General features: G+C 71.6%; 16 protein-coding genes. 8 read left to right on the top strand and 8 right to left on the bottom strand.

The annotated features are described in order from the left end of the window. Nucleotides 1–30: 30 nt before the first annotated feature. Genes AB0J86_RS13465 through fxsT form a run of 3 tightly spaced genes read left to right on the top strand, consistent with a single transcriptional unit; the run spans nt 31 to nt 5,817 of the window. On the top strand, nt 31–702 hold the full coding sequence (locus tag AB0J86_RS13465) for a TIR-like protein FxsC (protein WP_363856686.1): 672 nt from the start codon (nt 31–33) through the stop codon (nt 700–702). Next, nucleotides 699–1,943 (top strand): TIR-like protein FxsC, encoded by a 1,245-nt coding sequence (locus AB0J86_RS13460; RefSeq protein ID WP_363856684.1) that lies wholly within the window; start codon nt 699–701, stop codon nt 1,941–1,943. Before AB0J86_RS13465 ends, AB0J86_RS13460 begins: the two co-directional genes overlap by 4 nt. Continuing rightward, nucleotides 1,936–5,817, top strand: coding sequence for an FxSxx-COOH system tetratricopeptide repeat protein (gene fxsT / locus AB0J86_RS13455; RefSeq protein WP_363856682.1), 3,882 nt, complete (start codon nt 1,936–1,938; stop codon nt 5,815–5,817). The genes AB0J86_RS13460 and fxsT overlap by 8 nt, the downstream gene beginning before the upstream one ends. Nucleotides 5,818–5,892: 75 nt before the next feature. Here the strand turns inward: fxsT and AB0J86_RS13450 are convergent, their stop codons facing one another. Together AB0J86_RS13450 and AB0J86_RS13445 are read right to left on the bottom strand one after the other, a co-directional pair. Beyond that, nucleotides 5,893–6,768 carry an alpha/beta hydrolase gene (locus tag AB0J86_RS13450; protein ID WP_363856823.1) on the bottom strand — a complete coding sequence of 292 codons (876 nt, stop codon included), beginning with the start codon at nt 6,766–6,768 and terminating at the stop codon, nt 5,893–5,895. Between the two features lie 408 nt (nt 6,769–7,176). After that, on the bottom strand, nt 7,177–8,160 hold the full coding sequence (locus AB0J86_RS13445) for a DJ-1/PfpI family protein (RefSeq protein ID WP_363856681.1): 984 nt from the start codon (nt 8,158–8,160) through the stop codon (nt 7,177–7,179). A 192-nt stretch (nt 8,161–8,352) separates the two neighbouring features. On the opposite strand from AB0J86_RS13445, the gene AB0J86_RS13440 reads away from it, so the two are divergent. Next, nucleotides 8,353–9,591 carry a hypothetical protein gene (locus tag AB0J86_RS13440; protein WP_363856679.1) on the top strand — a complete coding sequence of 413 codons (1,239 nt, stop codon included), beginning with the start codon at nt 8,353–8,355 and terminating at the stop codon, nt 9,589–9,591. 96 nt (nt 9,592–9,687) lie between these two features. On the opposite strand, the gene AB0J86_RS13435 is transcribed toward AB0J86_RS13440, so the two are convergent. After that, nucleotides 9,688–10,701 carry a WYL domain-containing protein gene (locus AB0J86_RS13435; RefSeq protein ID WP_363856677.1) on the bottom strand — a complete coding sequence of 338 codons (1,014 nt, stop codon included), beginning with the start codon at nt 10,699–10,701 and terminating at the stop codon, nt 9,688–9,690. Between the two features lie 62 nt (nt 10,702–10,763). Here AB0J86_RS13435 and AB0J86_RS13430 point away from each other — a divergent pair, with 62 nt between their 5' ends. Next, on the top strand, nt 10,764–13,052 hold the full coding sequence (locus AB0J86_RS13430; RefSeq protein WP_363856676.1) for an excinuclease ABC subunit UvrA: 2,289 nt from the start codon (nt 10,764–10,766) through the stop codon (nt 13,050–13,052). On the opposite strand, the gene AB0J86_RS13425 is transcribed toward AB0J86_RS13430, so the two are convergent. Continuing rightward, the gene (locus AB0J86_RS13425) at nt 13,024–13,989 is read right to left on the bottom strand and encodes a LysR family transcriptional regulator (RefSeq protein WP_363856674.1); all 966 of its coding nucleotides are present in this window, start codon (nt 13,987–13,989) and stop codon (nt 13,024–13,026) included. The two genes, AB0J86_RS13430 and AB0J86_RS13425, sit on opposite strands and share 29 nt — an antisense overlap. A gap of 101 nt (nt 13,990–14,090) precedes the next feature. Between AB0J86_RS13425 and AB0J86_RS13420 the strand changes: the two genes are divergently transcribed. After that, nucleotides 14,091–15,197, top strand: coding sequence for a branched-chain amino acid ABC transporter substrate-binding protein (locus AB0J86_RS13420; protein ID WP_363856672.1), 1,107 nt, complete (start codon nt 14,091–14,093; stop codon nt 15,195–15,197). After that, the gene (locus AB0J86_RS13415; RefSeq protein ID WP_363856671.1) at nt 15,194–16,147 is read left to right on the top strand and encodes a DMT family transporter; all 954 of its coding nucleotides are present in this window, start codon (nt 15,194–15,196) and stop codon (nt 16,145–16,147) included. The genes AB0J86_RS13420 and AB0J86_RS13415 overlap by 4 nt, the downstream gene beginning before the upstream one ends. 142 nt (nt 16,148–16,289) lie before the next feature. Here AB0J86_RS13415 and AB0J86_RS13410 read toward each other — a convergent pair whose 3' ends face one another. Then, nucleotides 16,290–16,736: a thioesterase family protein gene (locus AB0J86_RS13410; RefSeq protein WP_363856669.1), complete on the bottom strand. Its 447-nt coding sequence runs from the start codon at nt 16,734–16,736 to the stop codon at nt 16,290–16,292. Nucleotides 16,737–16,941: 205 nt separating this feature from the next. Continuing rightward, entirely contained in the window at nt 16,942–17,655 is a 714-nt protein-coding gene (locus tag AB0J86_RS13405; RefSeq protein WP_363856668.1) for a DUF998 domain-containing protein, read from the bottom strand. 91 nt (nt 17,656–17,746) lie between these two features. On the opposite strand from AB0J86_RS13405, the gene AB0J86_RS13400 reads away from it, so the two are divergent. Further along, entirely contained in the window at nt 17,747–18,358 is a 612-nt protein-coding gene (locus AB0J86_RS13400; RefSeq protein ID WP_363856666.1) for a TetR/AcrR family transcriptional regulator C-terminal domain-containing protein, read from the top strand. Nucleotides 18,359–18,686: 328 nt separating this feature from the next. On the opposite strand, the gene AB0J86_RS13395 is transcribed toward AB0J86_RS13400, so the two are convergent. Continuing rightward, on the bottom strand, nt 18,687–19,427 hold the full coding sequence (locus tag AB0J86_RS13395) for a phosphotransferase (RefSeq protein ID WP_363856664.1): 741 nt from the start codon (nt 19,425–19,427) through the stop codon (nt 18,687–18,689). A gap of 829 nt (nt 19,428–20,256) precedes the next feature. Further along, complete coding sequence (locus AB0J86_RS13390; RefSeq protein ID WP_363856662.1) at nt 20,257–20,622, bottom strand: hypothetical protein; 366 nt, start codon at nt 20,620–20,622, stop codon at nt 20,257–20,259. Nucleotides 20,623–20,892 lie beyond the last annotated feature (270 nt).

Below are 20,892 nucleotides of genomic sequence, written 5' to 3'. Positions count from 1 at the left end.
GAGGTCAGTCGATGGCGGGGAGGGTGGTCGGTGCCGGATGACCGGGTGCAGGTGGACCCCCTCGCCCCCCTGTTCTTCCTCAGCTACGCCGTGGTCAAACCACCCCGGCGGTCCACGGTCGGCCCGCGCGACCCCAACGCCAACGTGCTCGAACTCTTCGCGGAGTTGTCGGTCCACGTGAACCATCTCGTCAGCCGCCCCACCGGCGCCGATCCCGGTTTCATGGACCGCACCATGCGCGGCGGCGAGCGGTGGAACGCCGAACTGTTGGAGGCGGTCGGCACCTGCCAGGTCTTCGTGGCCCTGCTCTCGCCGGCCTATCTGGACAGCGAGTGGTGCGCGATGGAGTGGGACGCGTTCGCCAGCCGCAAGGTGCACAAGCGGGACGAGAACTCCTCCGACCGCGAGAGCTGCATCCTGCCGGTGAGCTGGTCGCCGATGGACTCCGCGCCGCTGCCGGACAGCACCGGGCTGATCCAACGCTTCTCCCCGGAGGGTACGCCGGACGACTCGATCGTCCCGCAGTACCAGCAGGAAGGGCTGTACGGGCTGCTCTCGATGCGCCAGGAGGTGACCCACGGCGTGATCGTGTGGAAGCTCGCCCAACGCATCGTCCAGCTCTCCCGGTCGCACTGGGTCGAGCCGCGGGTGCTGACCGACACCTCCGGACTGGCCCGGAAGTTCCCCCGGGAGGGCCTGTGAACAGCATCGGCGCCACGGCCGCCACCCCGGCGCGGACCGGCGAGGCGACCTACTTCTTCCTCAGCTATGCCCACTCGGCCCCGATGGTGGAGGATCCGCGGCTGGATCCGGACAAGTGGGTGAAGGTCTTCTTCGACGACCTCTCGGCCGAGATCCGGGGCCGGATCGGTCTCACCGAGGAGCTGCCGGTCGGCTTCTTCGACGGCCGGCTGCCGATGGGCGCCGACTGGAAGGCCGCGCTCGCCGAGGCGCTCGGCGCGGCGCAGGTCTTCGTACCGCTCTACTCGCCCGGCTACTTCAGCAACTCCTGGCCGCTGGGGGAGCTGGAGTCGTTCCGGCGGCGGTTGAAGGCGTCCCCGGCCGAGCAGAAGTACCGGCACATCGCCCCGGTCCTCTGGATCCCGCTGCCCTCCTGGGACCAGACCGCCGAGACCCGGGAGGCGCTGGAACTCGCCAGCGACGTTCCCGCGTACGGCGAGAACGGGCTGCGGGCGCTCTGCATGCTCTCCTCGTACCGCAGCCAGTACCGGGAGATCCTCGGCCGGATCGCCGCGGAGATCACGGAGGTCGCGCACCGGTACCCGCTGCCGCCCTCCTCGGTGCCCCCGCTCGACGGGGTGTCGGAGATCTCGCGGCTGGACGCCGAGTTCGTGGTGGTGGTGGCGGCCCCGACCCGGGCCGACGAGGCGGCACCGCACGACCCGACGGTCTACGCCGAGCGCAGCGAACACTGGCGCCCGTTCGGGGCCGGCCAGGCGCTGCCGGCCGCCAGCTACGTCGCGAGTACGGCCGAACGGCTCGGCCTGGCCACCTACGTCACCGGCTTCTCCGAGGTCGGCGACGTGCTGGCCCGGCGGCCGGCGGTCATCCTCGTCGACCCCTGGATCATCGCCGGCACGGCGGGGGAGCACGACCTGGCCGCTGTGCTGAAAAGACTTCCACAATGGGCGATTCCGTTGATCGTCACCGATGCGCGGGATCCGCGTAACGCCGAGCGGGGGGCGCGGCTGGCCAAGCGCGTGACCGATATGCTTGCCGCATCCGGTCGACCGCGCACGATGCAGGTACGCAATTTGCAGGATTTCGTGCAGGTCATGCCGGGGCTGGTCACCGAGGCCCGGCGCCAGTACCTGAAGAACGCCCCCGTTTTCCCCCCAGACCAACCACGGACGCGGCGCCCGCGCCTGGGCGGCACCGAACTGTCGGATGGTTCGCAGGCCCGGAAGAGAACCGATGACTGAGAATCGTAACGGCCAGGTGGTCACGTTCTACTCGTTCAAGGGCGGCACCGGCCGGACCATGGCGTTGGCGAATGTCGCCTGGATTCTCGCCGAGAGCGGGAAACGGGTGCTCGTCGCGGACTGGGACCTGGAGTCGCCCGGCTTGCACCGGTTCTTCCATCCGTTCCTGGACCCGAGCGTGCTGCGCGGCACCGGCGGGATCATCGACATGATCCGCGCGTTCGAGGCGGAGACGACCAAGAACAAATCCCGCCCCGAGGGGTGGGAGGCCGAATTCGCCCGGGTGGAGCGCTTCGCCTTTTCCCTGAAGTACACCTTCCCGGGCGGCGGCAGCCTCGACTTCCTCTCGGCCGGGCGGCAGAACCAGGATTACGCCGCGGGCGTGAGCGGGCTGGACTGGGACGTCTTCTACGACCGGCTCGGCGGGGCGTCCCTCTTCGACGCGCTGCGCGCGGACATGAAGCACAACTACGACTACGCGTTGATCGACAGCCGGACCGGGCTGAGCGACGTCGCCAACATCTGCACCATCCACCTGCCGGACGTCCTGGTCGACTGCTTCACCTTCAGCGAGCAGGGCATCGACGGCGCGGCGATGGTGGCGCGGGAGGTCGCCGGGACGTACGCGACCCGCAAGATCCGCGTACTGCCGGTGCCGATGCGGGTCGACCTCGCGGAGAAGGACAAGGCCGACGCCGGGCGCTCGCTCGCGATGCACCGGTTCGCCAACCTGCCCTCGGGGCTGGACGAGCAGCAGCGGCAGCGGTACTGGTCCGACGTGGAGGTCCCGTACCACGCCTACTACGCGTACGAGGAGACGCTGGCGACCTTCGGGGACCGGCCCAACGCCAAGGGCTCGCTGCTGTCGGCGTACGAGAACCTCACCTCGGCCATCACCGAGGGGGCCGTGACCTCGCTGCCGGCGATGGACGAGGCGGTGCGGACCCGCTGGCGGTCCCGGTTCGAGCGCAAGCAGTTCGTCCCCAACGAGGAGATCGTGCTGCGGTACGTGCTCCGGGACCAGGTCTGGGCGGAGTGGATCGAGCGGGTCCTCGCGCCGGCCGGGATCAGGGTGATCGACTCCTGGGAGACCGAGGAGACGGCGCCGGCCCGTGAGGCGTTGCCGACGCGGACGCTCACGATCGTCTCGTCAGCGTACGCGGAGAGCCCGCCGGACAGCCTGGCCCCGCCGGAGCCGCCGGGCTCGGACGCCCCGCTCGCGGTGTACGTGGACGACGTGCGGCCGCTCGCGGAGTTCCAGTCCGACTCGTCGGTCTTCCTCGACGGGCTCTCCGCCGTCGAGGCGGCCAACCGGCTGTTGCAGCTGATCGGGCGGGACGGGTTGCCCGCCGAGGACCCGTCGACCGGCCGGGGCGCCCGGTTCCCCGGCACCGGCCCCGAGCTGATCAACGCCCCGGTGGCGAACGTGCAGTTCACCGGCCGGGAGTACGACCTGCGCGAACTGCGCCGGGTGCTCCGGCTCACCCAGAGCGGCGGCTCGCCGCTGGTGGTGCTGCACGGCCTCGGCGGGGTCGGCAAGACCCAGATCGCGCTGGAGTACGTGCACCGCTTCCGCGGCGCGTACGACCTGATCTGGTGGGTCGGCGCGGACCCGGCGCTCTTCATCGACACCGCCCTCGGCGACCTCGGCAAGCGGATGGGCCTGCCGGAGCAGGCGAACCTGCCCGCCATGGTGCGGGCGGTGCTCGACACGCTGGGCAAGGGCGAGGCATACCCGCGCTGGCTGCTGGTCTTCGACAACGCCGAGGAGTTCGAGGAGATCAAGAACTTCCTGCCGCAGGGGGTGCGTGGCCACGTGCTGGTCACCTCCCGGAACCAGACCTGGGGCGACAGCGCCACCTCGCTGCCGGTGGACGTCTTTCACCGCCGGGAGAGCATCGAGCACCTGCGGCGGCGGGTACCGGGCATCCCCGACGACGACGCCGACCGGGTCGCCGAGGCGCTGGGCGACCTGCCGATCGCCCTGGCGGTCGGCGGCGCGCTGCTCGCCGCCAGCGGCACCACGGTCGGCGCCTACCTGGAGCAGATCGCCGAGGGCGACGCGTCGCTGGAGTCCAACTGGGACCTGTCGCTGAACCGGCTGCGGGAGGAGTCGCCGGCCGCGTACCGGCTGCTGGAGCTCTGCTCGGTGCTCGCCCCGGAGATCGCGCTCGACCTGCTCAACAGCAGGAGCATCGGTCAGCTGCTGCGCGACTACGACCCCTCGGTACCGAGCCGGTGGGGCGCGGCGAAGCTGATCCAGCAGATCAACCGCCTGGCGCTGCTCAAGCTCGACACGCGGGCCCAGCAGATCCGGGTGCACCGACTGCTCCAGGGCGTGGTCCGGGGCCGGATGGCGCCGGACGAGCTGAGCACCACCCGCCAGCAGGTGCTGAGCGCGCTCGCGGCGGCGCGCCCCGAGGCCGACGTCGACGACGCGGACGGCTGGCCCCGGTACCAGATGCTCTGGCCGCACCTGGAGGTCACCGAGCGCGCCCAGCGTGAGGCGCTCGAATCGGACGACCCGGCGCTCTGGGAGCTGCTCGTCGACCGGGTCCGCTACGTCTGGCTGCGCGGCGGTCTCGTACAGGGTGGCGAACTGGCCCGCCGGATCGACCAGGTCTGGTCGGAGCGGATCGGGTCCGGCCCGGAGGCCGACAGCCACCCGCTGCGTACCCCGCTGCTGCGGCTGCGGTTCAACCTCGCGAACATCCTGCGCGAGCAGGGCAGGTTCGACGAGGCGCACGCGCTGGACGAGGCGACCCTGGAGCAGCAGCGCCAACTGCTCGGCGAATCCCACACCGACACGCTGATGACCGCGGGTGGGCTCGCCGCCGACCTGCGGGCCCTGGGCTTCTACGGCCAGGCGCTGGAGCGCGACCAGGGCACCCACGCGGCGTGGGCCCTGGAGTTCGGCGAGGACTACCCCCGTACGCTTGCCGCGCAGAACAATCTCGCCGCGAGCTGGCGGCTCACCGGCAACTTCGCCGAGGCGCGGCGGCTGGACGAGCTGACCCTGGAACGGCGGCGGATCGTGCTCGGCCGGGACAACTACTGGACCTACTCGTCGGCCAGCATGCTCGCCCGGGACCTGCGCGAGGCCGGCGACTACGAGCGCTCGGTCGCGCTGCTGCGGGACGTGGTGAGCGGGCTGCGCAACCTGCGCGGACCGAACGCGGCGGCCACCCTGAGCGCCCAGGGCAATCTGGCCGTGTCGTTGCGCAGCACCGGCGAGGTGACCGAGGCGGCCCGCCTGCTCGGCTCGACGTACGAGACGCTGCGACAGCACTTCGGCGAGGACCACCCCGAGACGCTGTCCTGCCGGCTCAGCCGGGCGACGACGCTGCTGGCGCTCGGGGACGCGCCCGCCGCCGACGCCGAACTGCGGGAGGTCAAGAAGTCCTACACGCAGTTCCTCGGGCCGGAACACCCGCACACGCTGGTCTGCGAGAGCAACCTGGCGGTGGTGGCCCGGGCCCGGGGCGACCGGCAGCGGGCCCTCGCCTCGGCCGCGGCGGCCTCGAACGGACTGGCCAAGGCGCTGCACGCGGAGCACCCGTTCCTGCTCGCCTCGGTGATGAACCTGGCGGTCTGCCGGGCCGAGGCCGACGACATCGGCGGCGCGCTGGAGCTCGCCGAGCGGCTGATCGGCCAGATGCGCAAGGCGCTCGGCGCGCACCACCCGGACACCCTGCGCTGCGGGGCCAACCTGGCGCTGATCCGACTCCGGCTCGGCAACCGCGGGTACGCCGTGGACGAGTCGTCGGTGGATGTACGCGAGCTGGCCTCGGTGCTCGGCGCCAGCCACCCCGACGTGCAGACGCTGCAGGAGCGGCGGCTGCTGGACCGGGTGCTCGACCCGCACCCGTTCTGACCGGGCTCCCGCCGGTCCGGCCGGCGCGGTCCCGGTCGGGCCGGACTCCCGCCGGTCGGGCTGGGCGCGTGCCGGTCAGGCCGGGGCGGTGCCCGGCGCGGCCACCAGGGCGTCCTGGGGCGCGGTCAGCCAGGCCAGGATCTGCGGCAGGATCTCCATGGCGCCGAAGTGTCCGGCCCCCTGCTGGACCTGTACCTCGGCGCTCGGTATCCGCGAGGCGAGCCAACGGGCGTGCGCCACCGGGGAGAACGTGTCCTCGGCGCCGTGCCAGAGCCGGACCGGTACCTTGATCGAGGAGAGGTCGAAGCCCCAGTCCTTGCGCAGCGCCAGCGCGTCGTCGATCCAGCCGTCGGCGCCCCGGCGGACCGCCTCGGCGTAGCTCTGCGCCAGCAACCGGCGCATCGCGACGTCCTCGACCACCTTGCGGTCGGCCGGGGTGAGCCCGGGGCGCAGGAGATCGACCAGGCTCTCCGGGTCGCGGCGCATCGTGTCCGCGCGGCGGGTCAACGTACCGGTCAGACTCAGTGGGTCGTTGGACGCCTGGGTGTACTCGTCGACGTTGGAGTTGGTCATCCCGCCGTACCAGTCCAGGTCCGAGGCGTCGGAGGGGGCGAGGCTGACCAGCACCGCGACCCGGGTGACCCGGTTGGTGAGCAGGTTGGACGCCGCGCAGGCCAGCGCGTGCGGCCCGCCGCCGGAGCGACCGACCACGGCGAACCGGTCGAGTTCCAGCGCGTCGGCGATGGCCCGTACGTCCGCGGCGGCGTCCGCGACCTGGCGTCCCTCGTGCCGGTCGGAACCGCCGTAGCCCGGACGGTCGTAGCAGACGAGCCGGACGCCCAGGCGGTAGAGGACGATCCCCCGTGGCTTCGGGCCGCTGCGGCTGCCCGGGGTGCCGTGCAACAGGAAGACGGGAAAGCCCTGTCGGTCGCCCGATGTCTCCACCGCCAGGTTCCGGCCGTCGAGGGAGACGTCCCACCGGGTCGGCCGTTCCTGTGACACCTGCACCCTCCCGTATTCCTCGCGCCCTGGCGAAGCGGCGTCGGTTGGGCACCCCGGCAGGCATCACACGGTCGAGTCGCGCCGATAAGGGTTCGCTCTCCAGGTTGCCGGCTGGGCGAATCCAGCGCCTCAGCATAACGCCCCAAAGCGGTTGGTCACCAGCCGACGGGCGATGTTGGACGATGATCGGCGGCGGGGTCGGTACCTTCGGCCCGGGTCCGCGATCCCGCCTCCGACCTGCTGTTTTCCGCCCCAGGAACGTGATCGCGGGGGCGTCGCCGGGTCGGACGCCCGAGGTCAGGCAGCGCCGGGGCAGGCGCCCCGAGGTCACCCGCCGCCGGGTCGGGTGCTCCCCGGTCAGGCGTCGCCGGTACCGGCGGATGCCCGGTGGAGCGCCCGGTACCGCGAGGGCGGCACGCCGTAGCGGCGGACGAAGGCCAGCCGCAGCGTCTCGGCCGAGCCGAATCCGCAGCGGGCCGCCACGGCCGGCAGCGGCAGCGAGGTGGTGACGACGAGGTGGGCGGCGGCGGCCGTACGGGCGTCGCGGACGAAGCGCCCCGGCGTCTGGCCGAGGTGGGTGAGGAAGAGCCGGTTGAGGTGGCGTGGGCTCATCCCGGCCACGGCGGCCAGCGCGACCGTACCGACGTCGCCGTCCAGGTTCGCCGTCACGTGGTCGACCACCCGCCGTACCGTGTCGTGCTCGCCCGGTGGCGCCGCGACGAACATGCTCACCTGCGCCTGGTTCCCCGGACGCTGCAGGTACGCCACCAGGTCCCGGGCGACCAGCCGGGCGAGCTGGACGCCGTGGTCCTCTTCCACGAAGGCCAGGGCCAGGTCCAACGCGCTGGTGACGCCTGCCGCGGTGGAGACGTTGCCGTCCCGTACGAAGATCGGACCCGGATCGACCTCGATTCTGGGATAGTCGGCGGCGAGCACGCCGGCGAAGCGCCAGTGGGTGGTGGCGCGGCGGCCGTCGAGCAGGCCCGCGGCGGCCAGTACGGTGGCCCCGGTGCAGACCGACGCGACCCGCCGGCTGATCCGGGCGAGCCGCTGGACGTGCGCGACGAGCAGCGGATTCGCGGCGGCCCGGGCGTGGCCGAGGCCGCCCGAGACGATCAGCGTGTCGAGCGGGCCGGTGACCCGTTCCAGGGCCTGCCCGCTCCGCAGCTCCACACCGGACGAGCAGGTGATCACCCGTCGCCCCGGGCTGACCACCGTGACCTGGTACGGCGTGCGCGGTCTGCCGATCATGTTCGCCATTCCCAGGCACGTGGTGAGGCAGGCGATGTCGAGTAGCTCCGCGTCGTCGTAGCCGACGATCGCGACCGGACGGCCGTCCATGCGCCGAGCGTAGAACCTTCGGCCCAGGCCGTCGGGGCGTGCGGGGGCTCTGTCCCGGCCGGTACTCCCGGACCAGGGTCCGTCGGCGGATGCCCTGGCACGTTCTCCCATTGTGCCGGAGTGGCGGACCGGCGATCATCTCGTCGACCATTCGGCGGTTACCGGAATCGATTCAGTTTGGGGCAGACCACAATGACCAGCACAGCCGCAGTGGCGTCGGGGATCTGCGCCAGGGCCGGGGCGGTACTCCTCGCGGCGTGTACGGTCGTCAGCCTGACGGCCTGCGGATCCCCGGGTGACGATGCCGGGAGCGGCGGTACGCCGAGCGGTGCCGAGGCGGTCGGCGGCGACTTCAAGCGGCAGGACCTGCTCGTCTCCGCCGTCTGCTCGCCGGGCAGCGGAGGTGGCGGCCTGCTCCAGGTCGACGGATGGAATCCGCGGAACTGGAGGCACGAGGCGCACGCCGAGTTCAGCCTGCCGAACACCGTCAAGATCGACCGGGCCGAGGACTCGGGGTCGCAGACCGTGACCGGCCTGGCTGACCTCTGCGCCCCCGATCCCCTGGGGGACGCGCCGATCAGCCCCGACAACACCAGCGCGCTGGTCCGGATCAGGTCGGTCTTCGACCGGGACTTCACCAGGGTGGCGGTGGTCGTCCAGGATCGGGCGACCGGCGCCACCCATGTCGGCTACGTCGACCGATCGGGAAAGCTCACCGACCTGACCGGGCCCGACCAGGGCTTCGGCCTCACCCCACACGAGCGCAACGCGGTCTTCGCCCCCGATGGCGACAGCGTGTGGTTCACCTATTTCGAGGGAGAGGGCACGTCGTTCGGCACCGGGCACATCGCGAGCCGGGCCGTCGCGGGCGACCACAGGCTGACGAACCAGTGGTCCGGCGATTTCTATCCGGACCTGCCGCTCAATGTGCTGGGCTCGCCCGCCCGAGGCGTCCTCGCCGATTCCGTCCACGTCACCCCGGACGGGCGCCGGATGATCGCATGGGCGGAGGGGCTCGACAACAACGTCCTCGACACCCCGACCCAGTCTGGGATGCCCGCCGACGAGACGGCGAAGAACGCGCGGTTCATCCACTGCGACGAGGTCGTCGGGTGGACCGACAACCACACCCTGCTCTGCGGCAATTCGACGAGCAACTTCTACACGGTGGACACCACCGCGCGGGGCGAGGACCTGCCCGACAACCGGCCCGCCGGTGCCAGCGACCCGCTCCTGCCCGAGAACGACCACGAGAACCTGGGCGAGGTCATCTCGCCCGACGGCCAGCGGTTCGTCTTCGTCTCCAGCCAGGGCGAGGCGAAGGACCTCTACGTGGCGGCGACCAAGCCCGGTTCGACGCCGCAGAAGATCGAACGCACCGGTGACCTCGCGGTCCTGGGCCCGGGCGCCGTCATGATCGACTGGCGCTGACCGCCTCGGAAGCTGATCGACGGGACGTCCACACCTGACCGGACGCCACGCCGATGGTCTCGTGATCTTCCGGGTCGGGCGGTCCGTGGCCCGGCGTCAGTCGTCGGTGACTCTCCGCACGCCGGCGTCCCGGGGCGGCGGGGGGTCGATCGGTTCCGAGGTCGCGTCGAGCAGCCGCCGGGCGAAGCGGTGGCACGCCCGGGTGAGTTCGGGTGGCCCGCTGATCGTGAAGTCGGCGTCCAGGAAGGCGAGGTTGAGCACCAGCCATTGCCAGGAGTCGAGCGCGAGGGTGACGCGGACCTGCTGGTCGCCGACGGCATCGATCTCGGCATCCTGGTATCTCAGCGCGTCGAGGACGCGTGGTGCCGGAGCCTCGATGACCAGGGTGACACGCTGTCTGGCCTTGTCGAGGCCGCGACGTAGGTACTCCAGGGCCGACTCGGCCGGAAGCGGTCGCGGGGCGTAGCGGTTCCCGGTCCGGACCGGATCGCTGAGGCGGTCGAGGCGGAACACCCGCCAGTCCGCGCGATCGATGTCCCAGGCCAGGAGGTACCAGCGCAGGAGGTGGTGAACCTGCCGGTACGGCTCGACCCGCCGCCGGCTGGGCTCGCCGCGCGCGTCGGTGTAGCCGAACGTCACGATCTCGCGATCGGCGATCGCGTCGGCGACGAGGCCGAGTCGCTCGGCGGTCACGAGCGGGGTCTCGTGCGGGCTTGTCTCCAGGCTCGCCCGGATGGAGGCGACGCGGGGACGCAGCCTGGCGGGGAGGAACTGGTCGAGCTTGCCGTAGGTCCGGGTCGCGGCCTCGTCGAGTCCGCCGTACCGGGCCGGTCCGGTGGCCGCGAGGAGAGCCAGTCCGAGCAGGGTGGCCACCGCCTCGTCGTCGTCGAGGACGAGTGGGGGCATCGTGCGACCGGCGGCGAGCCGGTAGTAACCGCCGGGTCCCGGCTGGGTGTCGACCGGATATCCGTAGCCACGGAGCCGCTCGACGTCCCGACGCAGGGTCCGCGGGCTGACCGCGAGGCGTCGGGCCAGCTCGTCGCCGCGGAACGAGCGGCCGGTCTGCAGGGTCGACAGCAGGGCCAGCATCCGTTCGGTCACATCCGCCACGACGTCATTCTCACCCCGATTGCGGCCAGGATCCGGCCACATCTGCGCCTAGCGTCGGGATCATGGACAAGCGCAGCATCAGCATTCGAGGCGCCCGAGTGAACAACCTGGCCGGCTTGGACGTCGATGTCCCACGAAACCGACTGGTGGTGTTCGTGGGCGTGTCCGGATCGGGTAAGTCGTCCCTGGTGTTCGACACGATCGCCGCCGAGGCCGGAGCCCAGCTCAACGAAACCTTCCCGCCGTTCGCCAGGAACCGGCTGCCGAAGTGGACCCGGCCGGCCGTCGAGCAGATCGGCGGGCTGTCGCCGGTGATCGTGATCGACCAGCGCCGGATCGGCGGCAACGCCCGCTCGACGGTCGGCACGATCACCGACGCCTGGACCTACCTGCGGTTGATCTTTTCCCGGCTGAGCAGCCCACACGTGGGCGAGTCGAACCACTTCTCCTTCAACGACCCGGCCGGCATGTGCCCGACCTGCTCCGGCCTCGGCGAGGTGCTGGTGACGGCGGTCGACCGATTCCTCGACCTGGACAGGTCCCTGGACCAGGGGGCGATCCGGCTGCCCGGGTTCGGCGTCGGCGGCTACTGGCACTCCCAGTACGCCGACATCGGCGGCTTCGACCGCGACACCCCGCTGCGGGACTGGAGCCAGGTGGAACGGGAGGCCCTGCTGTACGGCGGCGAGGCGGCCCGGAAGATAGGACGCGAACTGCCGAAGGACTACGAGGGCGTCGTCCAGCGGTTCGAGCGGATCTATCTGCACACCTCCGACAACCTGTCCGAGCGCAAGCAGGAGACCATCCGCCAGTTCACCCGCTCGGACGTCTGCCCGGAGTGCCGCGGCGACCGGCTCAAGGAGGCGTCGCGAAGGGCCACCGTGCTCGGCCACACGATAGGCGAGCTGTCCCGCCTGGAGGTCGCGGAGCTGGCCGTACTCGTCCGGGCCATCACCGCCGCCCACGTCGCGCCGGTCGTCGCGGCGCTGAGCGCCCGACTCGACGCGATGACCAGGATCGGGCTCGGCTACCTCTCCCTGTCCCGCGCGACCACCACCCTGTCCGGCGGGGAGTCGCAACGGATCAAGATGGTCAAGCACCTCGGCTCCAGTCTGATCGAGATGACCTACATCGTCGACGAGCCGACCGTCGGGCTCCACCCGGCCGACGTCGAGCCCATGATCCGGCTGCTGGAGCAGCTGCGCGACCGCGGGAACACCCTCCTCGTCGTCGAGCACGACCCCGCTGTCATGGCCCGCGCGGACCAGGTCGTCGAGATCGGGCCCGGTGCCGGCGCCCACGGTGGCCGCCTCGTGTTCCAGGGCACGTTCGCCGCGCTGCGGCACGCCGACAGCCCGACGGGCCGGGCGCTGGCCCGGCACCGTACGGTGAAGCGGGACCCGCGCCCCGGGACGGGCAAGCTCCTCGTCGCCGACGCCACCCGCAACAACCTGCGGCACGTGAGCGTGAACGTCCCCACCGGTGTGATGACCGTCCTCACCGGGGTCGCCGGCTCCGGCAAGTCCAGCCTCGCCGCCGAACTGGTGGCCCAGCACCCCGCGACCGTCATCGACCAGAGCCCGGTCGGCACCAACCGGCGCTCCACCCCGATCACCTACACCGGCATCGCACCCGCGATACGCAGGGTGTTCGCCGAGCGGCACCGCGTTCCGGCCAGCCTGTTCAGCGCGAATTCCGCGGGCGCCTGCCCCGACTGCAAGGGGCTCGGCGTCATCTACACCGACCTGGCGTTCATGGACGGGCAGGAGGTGATCTGCGAAACCTGCCAGGGTAAGCGCTTCACGCCCGAGGTCCTCGGCTACACCGTCAACGGGCTGTCGATCGCCGACGTAGATGATCTTACCGTGGAGCAGGCCGTCGACCGGCTACCCGACCGGCAGATCGCCCGTGCGCTCCGGCACCTCGCCGACGTCGGTCTCGGCTATCTCCGGCTGGGTCAGTCCCTGAGCACGCTCTCCGGCGGGGAGTGCCAGCGGGTCAAGATCGCGAAAGAGCTCCGCGAGGCGGCACAACCCAGTACCTACGTGCTCGACGAGCCCACCACGGGGCTGCACCCGAGCGACATCGACACCCTGCTCCACGTGCTCGACGACCTTGTCGACCAGGGGCACACCGTCGTCGTCATCGAACACAACCTGGACGTCATCCGCCAGGCCGACTGGCTCATCGACCTCGGCCCCGGACCCGGTAGGCACGGGGGCACCGTCCTCTACGAGGGCCACGTCGCCGAGTACCGGAACCAGGACACACCCACCGGTAGGGCGCTCGTCGCCGCCGATCCGGCGGCCGGCCCCCCTCACCTCACCCGCCAGCGCGCCGTCGCGGACTGACGTCACCATCGGCTCGCGGACCGGGACCGGCCCCCCGGTTCGCGGCCTCTCGCATCACCTCGATCATCGTCTCCGCGGCCGGCGCGAGGTGCCCGGTGCGGTGTACGGCGACCACCCGTCGGTGGCGCCGGGGACGCAGCGGCCGGACCGCGACCTCGGAGCCGGGCGAAAGCAGGGCGAGTCGGGGCAGCACGCTGACCCCGAGGCCCGCGGCGGCCATCGCCCGTACCGCGCCGTAGTCGTCGGTGGTGAGGTCCACCGCCGGTCGGGGTTCGAACCCTGCCGCCCGGCAGGCCCGCAGCAGCAGGGCCGCGTCCGGGCAGCCCGGCCCACCGGGTACGAGCCAGGGCTCGTCGGCCAGGTCCGCCAGGTCGACGTGATCCCGTGTGGCGTGCGGGTGGTCGGCCGGCAGGACGGCGAGGAGCGGATCGTCGAACAGGTGCTGGGTCGACAGTCCGGGTCGGTCCCGGGAACGGCGGTCTCCGGGCTGCACGAGCAGGGCCAGGTCGACCTCGCCGGCCGTCACGGCGGCGGTCGCCTCGTCGGGCAACTCGATCAGCTCCAGTCGCAGCTCGACGCCGGGACACCGGGCTCGCAGACGCGCGGCGGCGTCGGGAACGAACGTGGCGGCGGCCGTCGCGAACATGGCCAGCCGCAGCACTCCGGCCTGGCCGGCGGCGAGCGCGCGGAGGTCCGCCTGCGCGGCCGCCAGTTCCGCGAGGATGTTCTCGGTGCGTACGACCAGAGCACGGCCCGCGTCGGTCAGCCCCACCTGGCCCCGTCGCCGGCGTACCAGCGTGGTGGCGGTCTCCCGTTCGAGGGCCGCGATCTGCTGGGAGACCGCGGACTGGCTGTAGCCGAGGGAACGGGCGGCCGCGGTGAAGGAGCCGCACCGCTCGATCTCCCGCAGCACCACCAGCCTACGCACGTCGAGCATCAGTGCTCCTTATCGACGTGGCGTCCAAGTCTGATGATTTTGATCGCGCCGCCGGGAAAGAGTCAACGCCGGTATCTGTTCGCGGAGAAGGGGGACTCGACATGCGAGACACGGACCGATTCCCGGTCGAGGTGGGAATTACCGGCCCGCTGAGCGGCCGCTCCGCCCACCTGGGGCGGGAGATGGTGCAGGCCGCCCGGCTCGCGGTGGACGAAGTCAACGCGCGTGGCCGGGTGCACGGGGCCCCGGTGGGCGCCGTCGTGCTGGACGACGCGGGCCGGCCGGAGACCGGGGTCGAGGTGGCGCGGGCGTTCGCCGGCCGCGGCGGCGTGGTCGCGGTCGTCGGACCGTACAACAGCGACGTGGCGCTGCGGACCGCACCGGTCTACCACGACGCCGGGCTGGCGCTGGTCAATCCCATCGTGTCCAACCCGGCGCTCACCGGGCGCGGCTGGGAAAACGTGTTCCGGCTGACCAACCGGGACGACCGTACCGCCCACGCGCTCGCCGTCGAGTTGCGCGAAGGGCTCGGCAAGAGCCGGGCCGTCGTGGTCCGGACGGCCACCACCTACGGCGAGAGCATGACCGAGCAGTTCGTCCGGGCGTTCGCCGCGACCGGCGGTCGGGTCGTCGCCCGGTACACGGTCACCGAGGGGGAACGCAACGTCGACGCTCTGGTCGAGCGGCTTCCCCGGGACGTCGATGTCGTCTTCTACGGCGGCACCTTCGAGGGCGCGCCGATCGTCACCGCACTGCGCCGCGCCGGCCGCGACCTGCTCTTCGCCACCGGGGACGGCTGCTGGGACCGCCACGCGTTCCTGCAACCCGCCGCCGAGGCGGCGGCGCGGGGCGAGGGCACCCTGGTGCTCGCGGCCTCGCCGGACGTCGGCCAGGTGCCCGGATCGGCCGCGTTCGCCCGCGACTACGAGCGGACGTACGGGCCGATCGGCAACTACGCGGTCAACGCGTACGACGCGACACGGCTGGTGCTCGCGGCGGTGGCCGCGTCGGGCCGTGCCGACCGGGCCGGCACGCTGGCGGCCATCCGCGACATCGAGTACCGAGGGATCGGGTACGCCGAGCCGACCCGGTGGGACACCAACGGTGACAACCTGGCCACCGGTACCTTCCTCAAGGTTGTCGAGGATGGGCGGTTCCGACAGGTGGCCGCGTTCGACCGGGCCGGCGCCCGCACGGCCGGGCGATGAGCACGCGCCACCGGGCGGGGGCGTTCCTGGCCCATCATCCCGCGACCAGCACAGCCGCCGGTGCCCTGTGCGTCTCCGCGTCCGGGGTCTTCATCGGGCTCGCGCACACCACACCGGGCACGGTTTCCTTCTACCGCAGCGTCCTCGCGCTGCCCTTCCTGGCCGCGCTCGCCCGGCTGGAGTCCGGAGAGCGTCGGGCGACCCGCGCCGGCAGCCGGGTGCTCGCCTGGGTGGCGGGCGCACTGCTCGCCGGCGACATGCTCTTCTGGACACCGGCGGTCGCCGAACTCGGCGCCGGACCGTCCACCGTCGTGGTCAACCTGCAGGTCGTGCTGGTCCCGCTGATCGCCTGGCTGGTCGACCGGGAACCGGTTCCCGGCCAGTTCCTGCTGCTGATCCCGCCGCTGCTGCTCGGCGTCGCGCTCACCGGCGGCGTCCTCGGCGGTGCTACCGGCGACGACCCGACGGCCGGTCTCTGGCACGCCGCCGTGGCCGCGCTCTGCTACGCCGGGTTCCTCTACCTGCTCCGCCGTGGCAGCGGCGGGGGCGGGGGCGCACACGCGATGCTGCACGTCACCCTCGCCTCGGCGCTGACCTCACTGCTCGCCGGCTCGGCCTGGCAGGGCATCCGGTTCGGTCCCGATCCGGCCACGCTCGGTTGGCTGCTCGCCCTGTCGGTGAGCGGGCAGGTCATCGGCTGGCTGCTGGTGGCGAGCGCCTCCGCCCGACTACCCAGCCGCACCTCCGCCGTACTCCTGCTGCTGACCCCGGTCGGCGCGCTGGCGCTGGGCGCGCTGGTGCTCGGCGAGAACCCCGACGTGCCGCAACTCGCGGGTTGCGCGCTGGTGCTCGCCACGGTCCCGCTCGCCGCCGCCGGCGCGCCGCGCCGTCGCGCGCCGCAGCCGGATCCGAGCCGACGGGCGACGACCCCGTCGGTGAGCCGCGGGTGACCGGCGACGCCGTCCGGCCGAGGGGGACGTATCACGGTCGCTCCACCTTCGGCCGGCCACGCCGACCGCTGCCGGGTGGTCCTCAGCGGTACGAGGAGCATCCGGCAGCCGATCCGTCAGCCGACCCTCCGCACGAGACGGATCAGGTCCCGGAGTTCTCCGCCGCACGCTGCGGATCATGAGCGCGGGCGCTGAGCTTGCTCTCGAAGCGCTTCCGATCGATGACCGCTCGCTGATGGCTGCCGCGGCACACGACGGCCACGTCGTCGGTCACCCGGGCGGTGAAGGTCAGCCGCCGGCCCTCGACCGCGGTGAGTTCCACCTCGATGGTGAGCACGTCGCCCGCCGGGGTGGGAGCCTCGTGGCTGAGGTCCACGTGGACGCCGAGGGTCTGCTCACCGGCGTCCAGATGGTCGTGTACCGCCCGTATACAGGCCCACTCCACCAGACCGACGAGGTACCCGGTCGCCAGGACCTCTGGTAGCGCGGCGAACTCCGCCGACTCCGGCAGCAGGTGCGGGACGGTGCGCCTGGTCGGCACCTGGTACCGCATTCGCGCGGTCAGCCCCGGCCGTAGTGTTGGTCGCACGTGAACTCCTCTCGATCGCTGCTGGGCCAGGTCGAAGCCCCGTGGCCGAATGGGTGCGGCCGCCACGGCTCTGGCGCGCGAGATGGCGGTGCGATCGCCGGTGACCACGGTACGGGCGCCGGCACTGTCGATCAGTGGTACAAGCGGCCAGCGTCCGGCGAGTCGAACCCGGCTGGCAGCTTCGCTCCGCGGGGCACGCCACGGGTCAGCGCCGTGTTGCGAGCCGGTCGACGGGCGCCTCTAACCGGCCCGGTGCGTGCCGCGCCTCGGCCGCGTCCAGCATCAGGCGGAGTGCGACCAGGCCCAGCCAACCGAGGCCGATGACGAGGCTGACCCGGTTCCACAGGCCGTGGTCGTGGCCGGTCTGGGTCTGGAAGTCGTACTGGGTGGCGCTGATCGAGAAGGTCCCCGGGGCGGCAACCGCGGTGACGAGGGAATACCACATCCAGCCGCGCCGGCTCGGTTCGGCGGCGAAGCGGCGGCCGAGTACGCAGGCGAGCGCCGCGAGCGCCAGGTAGAGAGCGAACGGCATGAAGCCGTGGATCGTGCCGTGCGGCGTCGGCTCGTCCGGGACCGGGCCGTCCGGGTGGTAGCTCGGCGTGGGATCCATGGTGAAGACGCCGGCTGTGATCAGTGCGAGGCCGCAGACGGCCGCCAGGACCGGCGCCGAGCGGGCGCCTCGCCCGCCGGCCAGGGCCCGCCGCAGGCCGACGGCGAAGGTCAGCAGCAGCAGCCCGGTCCCGACGAAGTTCGCCTGCTGGGTCCAGCCCCACGGCCCGAGGCTGAGTTCGCTGATGAAGTGGTCCACGGATCGGTAGTCGGGGCGCAGCGCGTCCTCGACGAAGACCACCGCGACGAACAGCGGCGCGGCCAGGCCGCAGGCGAGCAGGGCCCGGGTCGGGCGCGAGGCGGTTGTCATGCACGCTCCTTAGCAACGCTAAATGGTTGCCTTGAACCATGGCTTAGCGTTGCTAAGCTGTCAAGTGACTCCGGCTGGATGGAGGGGGTACGTGGACCGGGCGGCAATCATCGGCGCGGCGCTGGATCTGCTCGACGAGGTCGGACTCGACGGCCTGACCATGCGCCGGCTGGCCGAGCGCCTCAACGTGAAGAACCCCGCGCTCTACTGGCACTTCCCGAGCAAGGGGGCACTGCTCGAGGAGATGGCGCAACTGCTCCAGGCGCGGCAGGACTTCGGGCCGCCCCGTGCCGGTGAGTCCTGGCAGCGGTGGCTGACCCGGCGGGGCCGCGAACGCCGTCAGGTTCTGCTGTCCCACCGGGATGCCGCCCGGCTCGTGGCCGGCACCCGCACCGGTCCGGAGCTGGTCGAGAAGTTCGAGAGCGAGTTGAACGCGCTCGTGGCGGCCGGGTTCACGCCCGGACAGGCGCTGCTCGCCATCGGTACCCTGACCCGCTTCGTCACCGGTTTCGTGCTGGACGAGCAGGCCCTGGCCGAACACGTGGCCGAGGGGCGGCAGCCGTCGACCGACGCGGGTTTCCTCCGCGCCACCCCCACCCTGGCCGCGGCGGTTCGGGAGGTCGGCGACAACGACGCGGTCTTCGAGGAGGGTCTGCGAGTCCTGGTCGCCGGGATCGCGGCCCGGCGCGGCGCCTATGCCTGACGAAGCGCCGGGTGTTCTCCCGTCGGCACCGGACGCCAACCGCGACGGCCGCCGGTCCGGACTCGGTCCGGCGGCCGTCGCGGTCGGCTTCGCGGCCGCGTCGAGGCCGTCAACGGTGGGCCGTCCCCGGTGGACGGGAAGACCCTGGTTCCACTCTCTCCACCGGTTATCCGACCGCGCTCAGCTGATGCCCCCGCCGAGGTCCTGCCAGGTCCACTCGCCGTTGGCCCAGTAGTCCTGCCACAGCGCGCCGTCGGTGGCGCGGGCGAATACCGGAGCACCGTGCCGCGCATCACCGCGCCCGGCGCGCTGGTGATACCGCCACCCCTTACATGCGAGATTTGAGGACGTCGACCTCGCAGCCCGGGGCGAACGGGTCGAAGCCGTGTTCGGCGAGCCAGCGGACGTTGAGGAGGCTGCGGAGGGACCACCAGGCGCGGATGGCGGCCGGGTCGGCGGCGGGGCCGTAGCCGGCGAGGACGTCGGCGAGGCGGTCCTCGTGGCCCAGCGTCAGCGTGGCGAGGTCGAACATCGGGTCGCCACGGCCGGCCTCGGACCAGTCGAGCACGCCGGTGACCCGATCGCCGTCGGTGAAGACGTGGGTGATCTGGAGGTCGCCGTGGGTGAACGCCGGGGCGAACGGGCGGAAGGCGGCCTCGGCGACCGCACGGTTGCGGGCGACCAGGCCGGCGGGGAGGATGCCGTTCCCGACGAGCAGTTCGCACTCGGCTTCCAGCTCCGCCCGGACCAGCGCGTCGGCGCTGCGGCCGGGGCGCGCGGGCAGCGGCGCGTCGTGCAGGGTACGGGTGGCGGCACCCGCGGCGGCCCAGGCCGCGGGCGAGGCCGGCGACGGTTCGCCGAGGCGGCCGAGGGCCTCGCCGGGGAGGGCGCCGAGCGCTATCACCGACGGTTTGCGCCACAGGATCGGGGCCGTCGGGATCGGCGCCGCCGCCATCGCCTCGGCCTCGGCGTCCAGGCGCGCCGGGTCGGCGTCCACCTTGAGGAAGACGTCGCCGACGCGCAGCGTCACCCGCTCGGAGTGAGCGACCACGACCTGAATTTCGTCCACGCGGGCCAGTATCGCGGAGAGCCCGCGATACCGGCCCGCCCTTTATCGCCCGGACGCCCACCGCCGGCGTACGGGAAATCCGGTTCAGGGGTGGAAAGCTGGCAACGCGGGCTGCCAAACAGGTGGTGACCAGCGCGACGAAATGAAGATCGGTCTCGTTCGGCAGGTCGTGACCAAGGCGATCGGTACGGGGGTGGAACCGACCGGGTCGTCCGACTAGTTCGAACGACTGGTCGAGCGGGTTGGTCCTCCGCCGCGCCGTCTACGTGACCTTCGCCACGGCGCGGCCACCATGGCGGCGGCGTAGGGGCGGGCTCACCTCGGCTCACGCGGGGCCCATTCATCCGCGGAGGTGGCTGAGACAGGTTCGGAAGGGGAGCGGGAAGCAGCAGGCCAGCGCCGCATCCTGAGGGTGCGCCCGGCAGGATTCGAACCTGCGGCCTTGGATTAGAAGTGGCCTTCACGTTCCGACCCCTGGTTTCTCTGCTGTCTCTGCCTGCCGAAACGCCTTCTCGGGTTGCCTCGCCTTTCTTTGGCTCCCTGCGGCTTCGCACCACGCGTAGCACCACGGGCGCACGAAAAGGCGGGCCGGAGGAAGTTCTCCGGACCGCCTTTTGGTTACTCTGGGTAGTGGCTTTCGTCTCGGGTGGCGTCGAGGTAGATGCGCTGGAACAGAAGGGGGCGATCGGCGCCGCCGGCCTGTCTCGGCAGCCGTTCGCGCGGTCGGCCTGACCGGTTCGACTCCCGTTAGGACGGGTGGGCGTGCACTGGTTTGCGGCGTGCGAACCGCCGGTGTCGGCCCGGTGAGGTTGTCGCTTGTAGTACCGATCTATCGAGGGCTCTTTCTGAATGTCTGTTCACATACCTGAGCCAACGCGACCTGGGCGATCATGAGATCGGTACCTGGGCTACCGCTATTGCTTGCCGCAGCAGCAGATGCATCCGCAAGTTTTTGGCCTTTGGCGACGATGTCAGGATTCGTCGATTTCTGCGCAAGTTGACCGACTTCGAGATTTGTGGCCGGATCCGTATTTAGCGCGCGGCCTACCTCGAAGAGGCGGGAGCACGCAGCGCGCCCGTCCTTGTCGGTAGGTGTCGGCGCACCACTGGGCGCGGCCTGCGGGCTGGAACTGCACCCACCGAGCACGGTCAACGCCAGGATGACAGCCGGCAGTCGGCTGGAAGCGGTCGTCATGGGGACAGTCTCTAGGACAACTGCCCTCGCCCAAGAAGGCCCCCGATCATGGGCTGTGGTGGCTGTTGAGCTACATCTCGTGGGTGACTGATTCGATCCAGTTGCTCCAGATGTCACCGACGAGGAGCAGCATTGTTTCCGCTGGTTAGGTGGCGGTGGCGACCGTGGTCATAGATCTTTCTTTGAGTTGCAGGCGGTAGAACTCTTCGTGGGTTGCGGCCGGCTGAGCGGCGTCTTGGGCGCCTTCTGGTCGTTGCTGGTCACTTGTGG

This window comes from Micromonospora sp. NPDC049559 (genome assembly GCF_040676675.1).
GTDB lineage: Bacteria > Actinomycetota > Actinomycetes > Mycobacteriales > Micromonosporaceae > JBFAPK01.
This window is presented reverse-complemented; position numbering and strand designations above follow the sequence as displayed.

What these genes read in the sequence shown, in the direction of transcription:
- fxsT (WP_363856682.1), top strand. Translation starts at nt 1,936, where the DNA reads ATGACTGAGAATCGTAACGGCCAGGTGGTCACGTTCTACTCGTTCAAG.
- AB0J86_RS13445 (WP_363856681.1), bottom strand. Translation starts at nt 8,160, where the DNA reads ATGGACGGCCGTCCGGTCGCGATCGTCGGCTACGACGACGCGGAGCTA.
- AB0J86_RS13440 (WP_363856679.1), top strand. Translation starts at nt 8,353, where the DNA reads ATGACCAGCACAGCCGCAGTGGCGTCGGGGATCTGCGCCAGGGCCGGG.
- AB0J86_RS13430 (WP_363856676.1), top strand. Translation starts at nt 10,764, where the DNA reads ATGGACAAGCGCAGCATCAGCATTCGAGGCGCCCGAGTGAACAACCTG.
- AB0J86_RS13425 (WP_363856674.1), bottom strand. Translation starts at nt 13,989, where the DNA reads ATGCTCGACGTGCGTAGGCTGGTGGTGCTGCGGGAGATCGAGCGGTGC.
- AB0J86_RS13420 (WP_363856672.1), top strand. Translation starts at nt 14,091, where the DNA reads ATGCGAGACACGGACCGATTCCCGGTCGAGGTGGGAATTACCGGCCCG.
- AB0J86_RS13415 (WP_363856671.1), top strand. Translation starts at nt 15,194, where the DNA reads ATGAGCACGCGCCACCGGGCGGGGGCGTTCCTGGCCCATCATCCCGCG.
- AB0J86_RS13405 (WP_363856668.1), bottom strand. Translation starts at nt 17,655, where the DNA reads ATGACAACCGCCTCGCGCCCGACCCGGGCCCTGCTCGCCTGCGGCCTG.
- AB0J86_RS13390 (WP_363856662.1), bottom strand. Translation starts at nt 20,622, where the DNA reads ATGACGACCGCTTCCAGCCGACTGCCGGCTGTCATCCTGGCGTTGACC.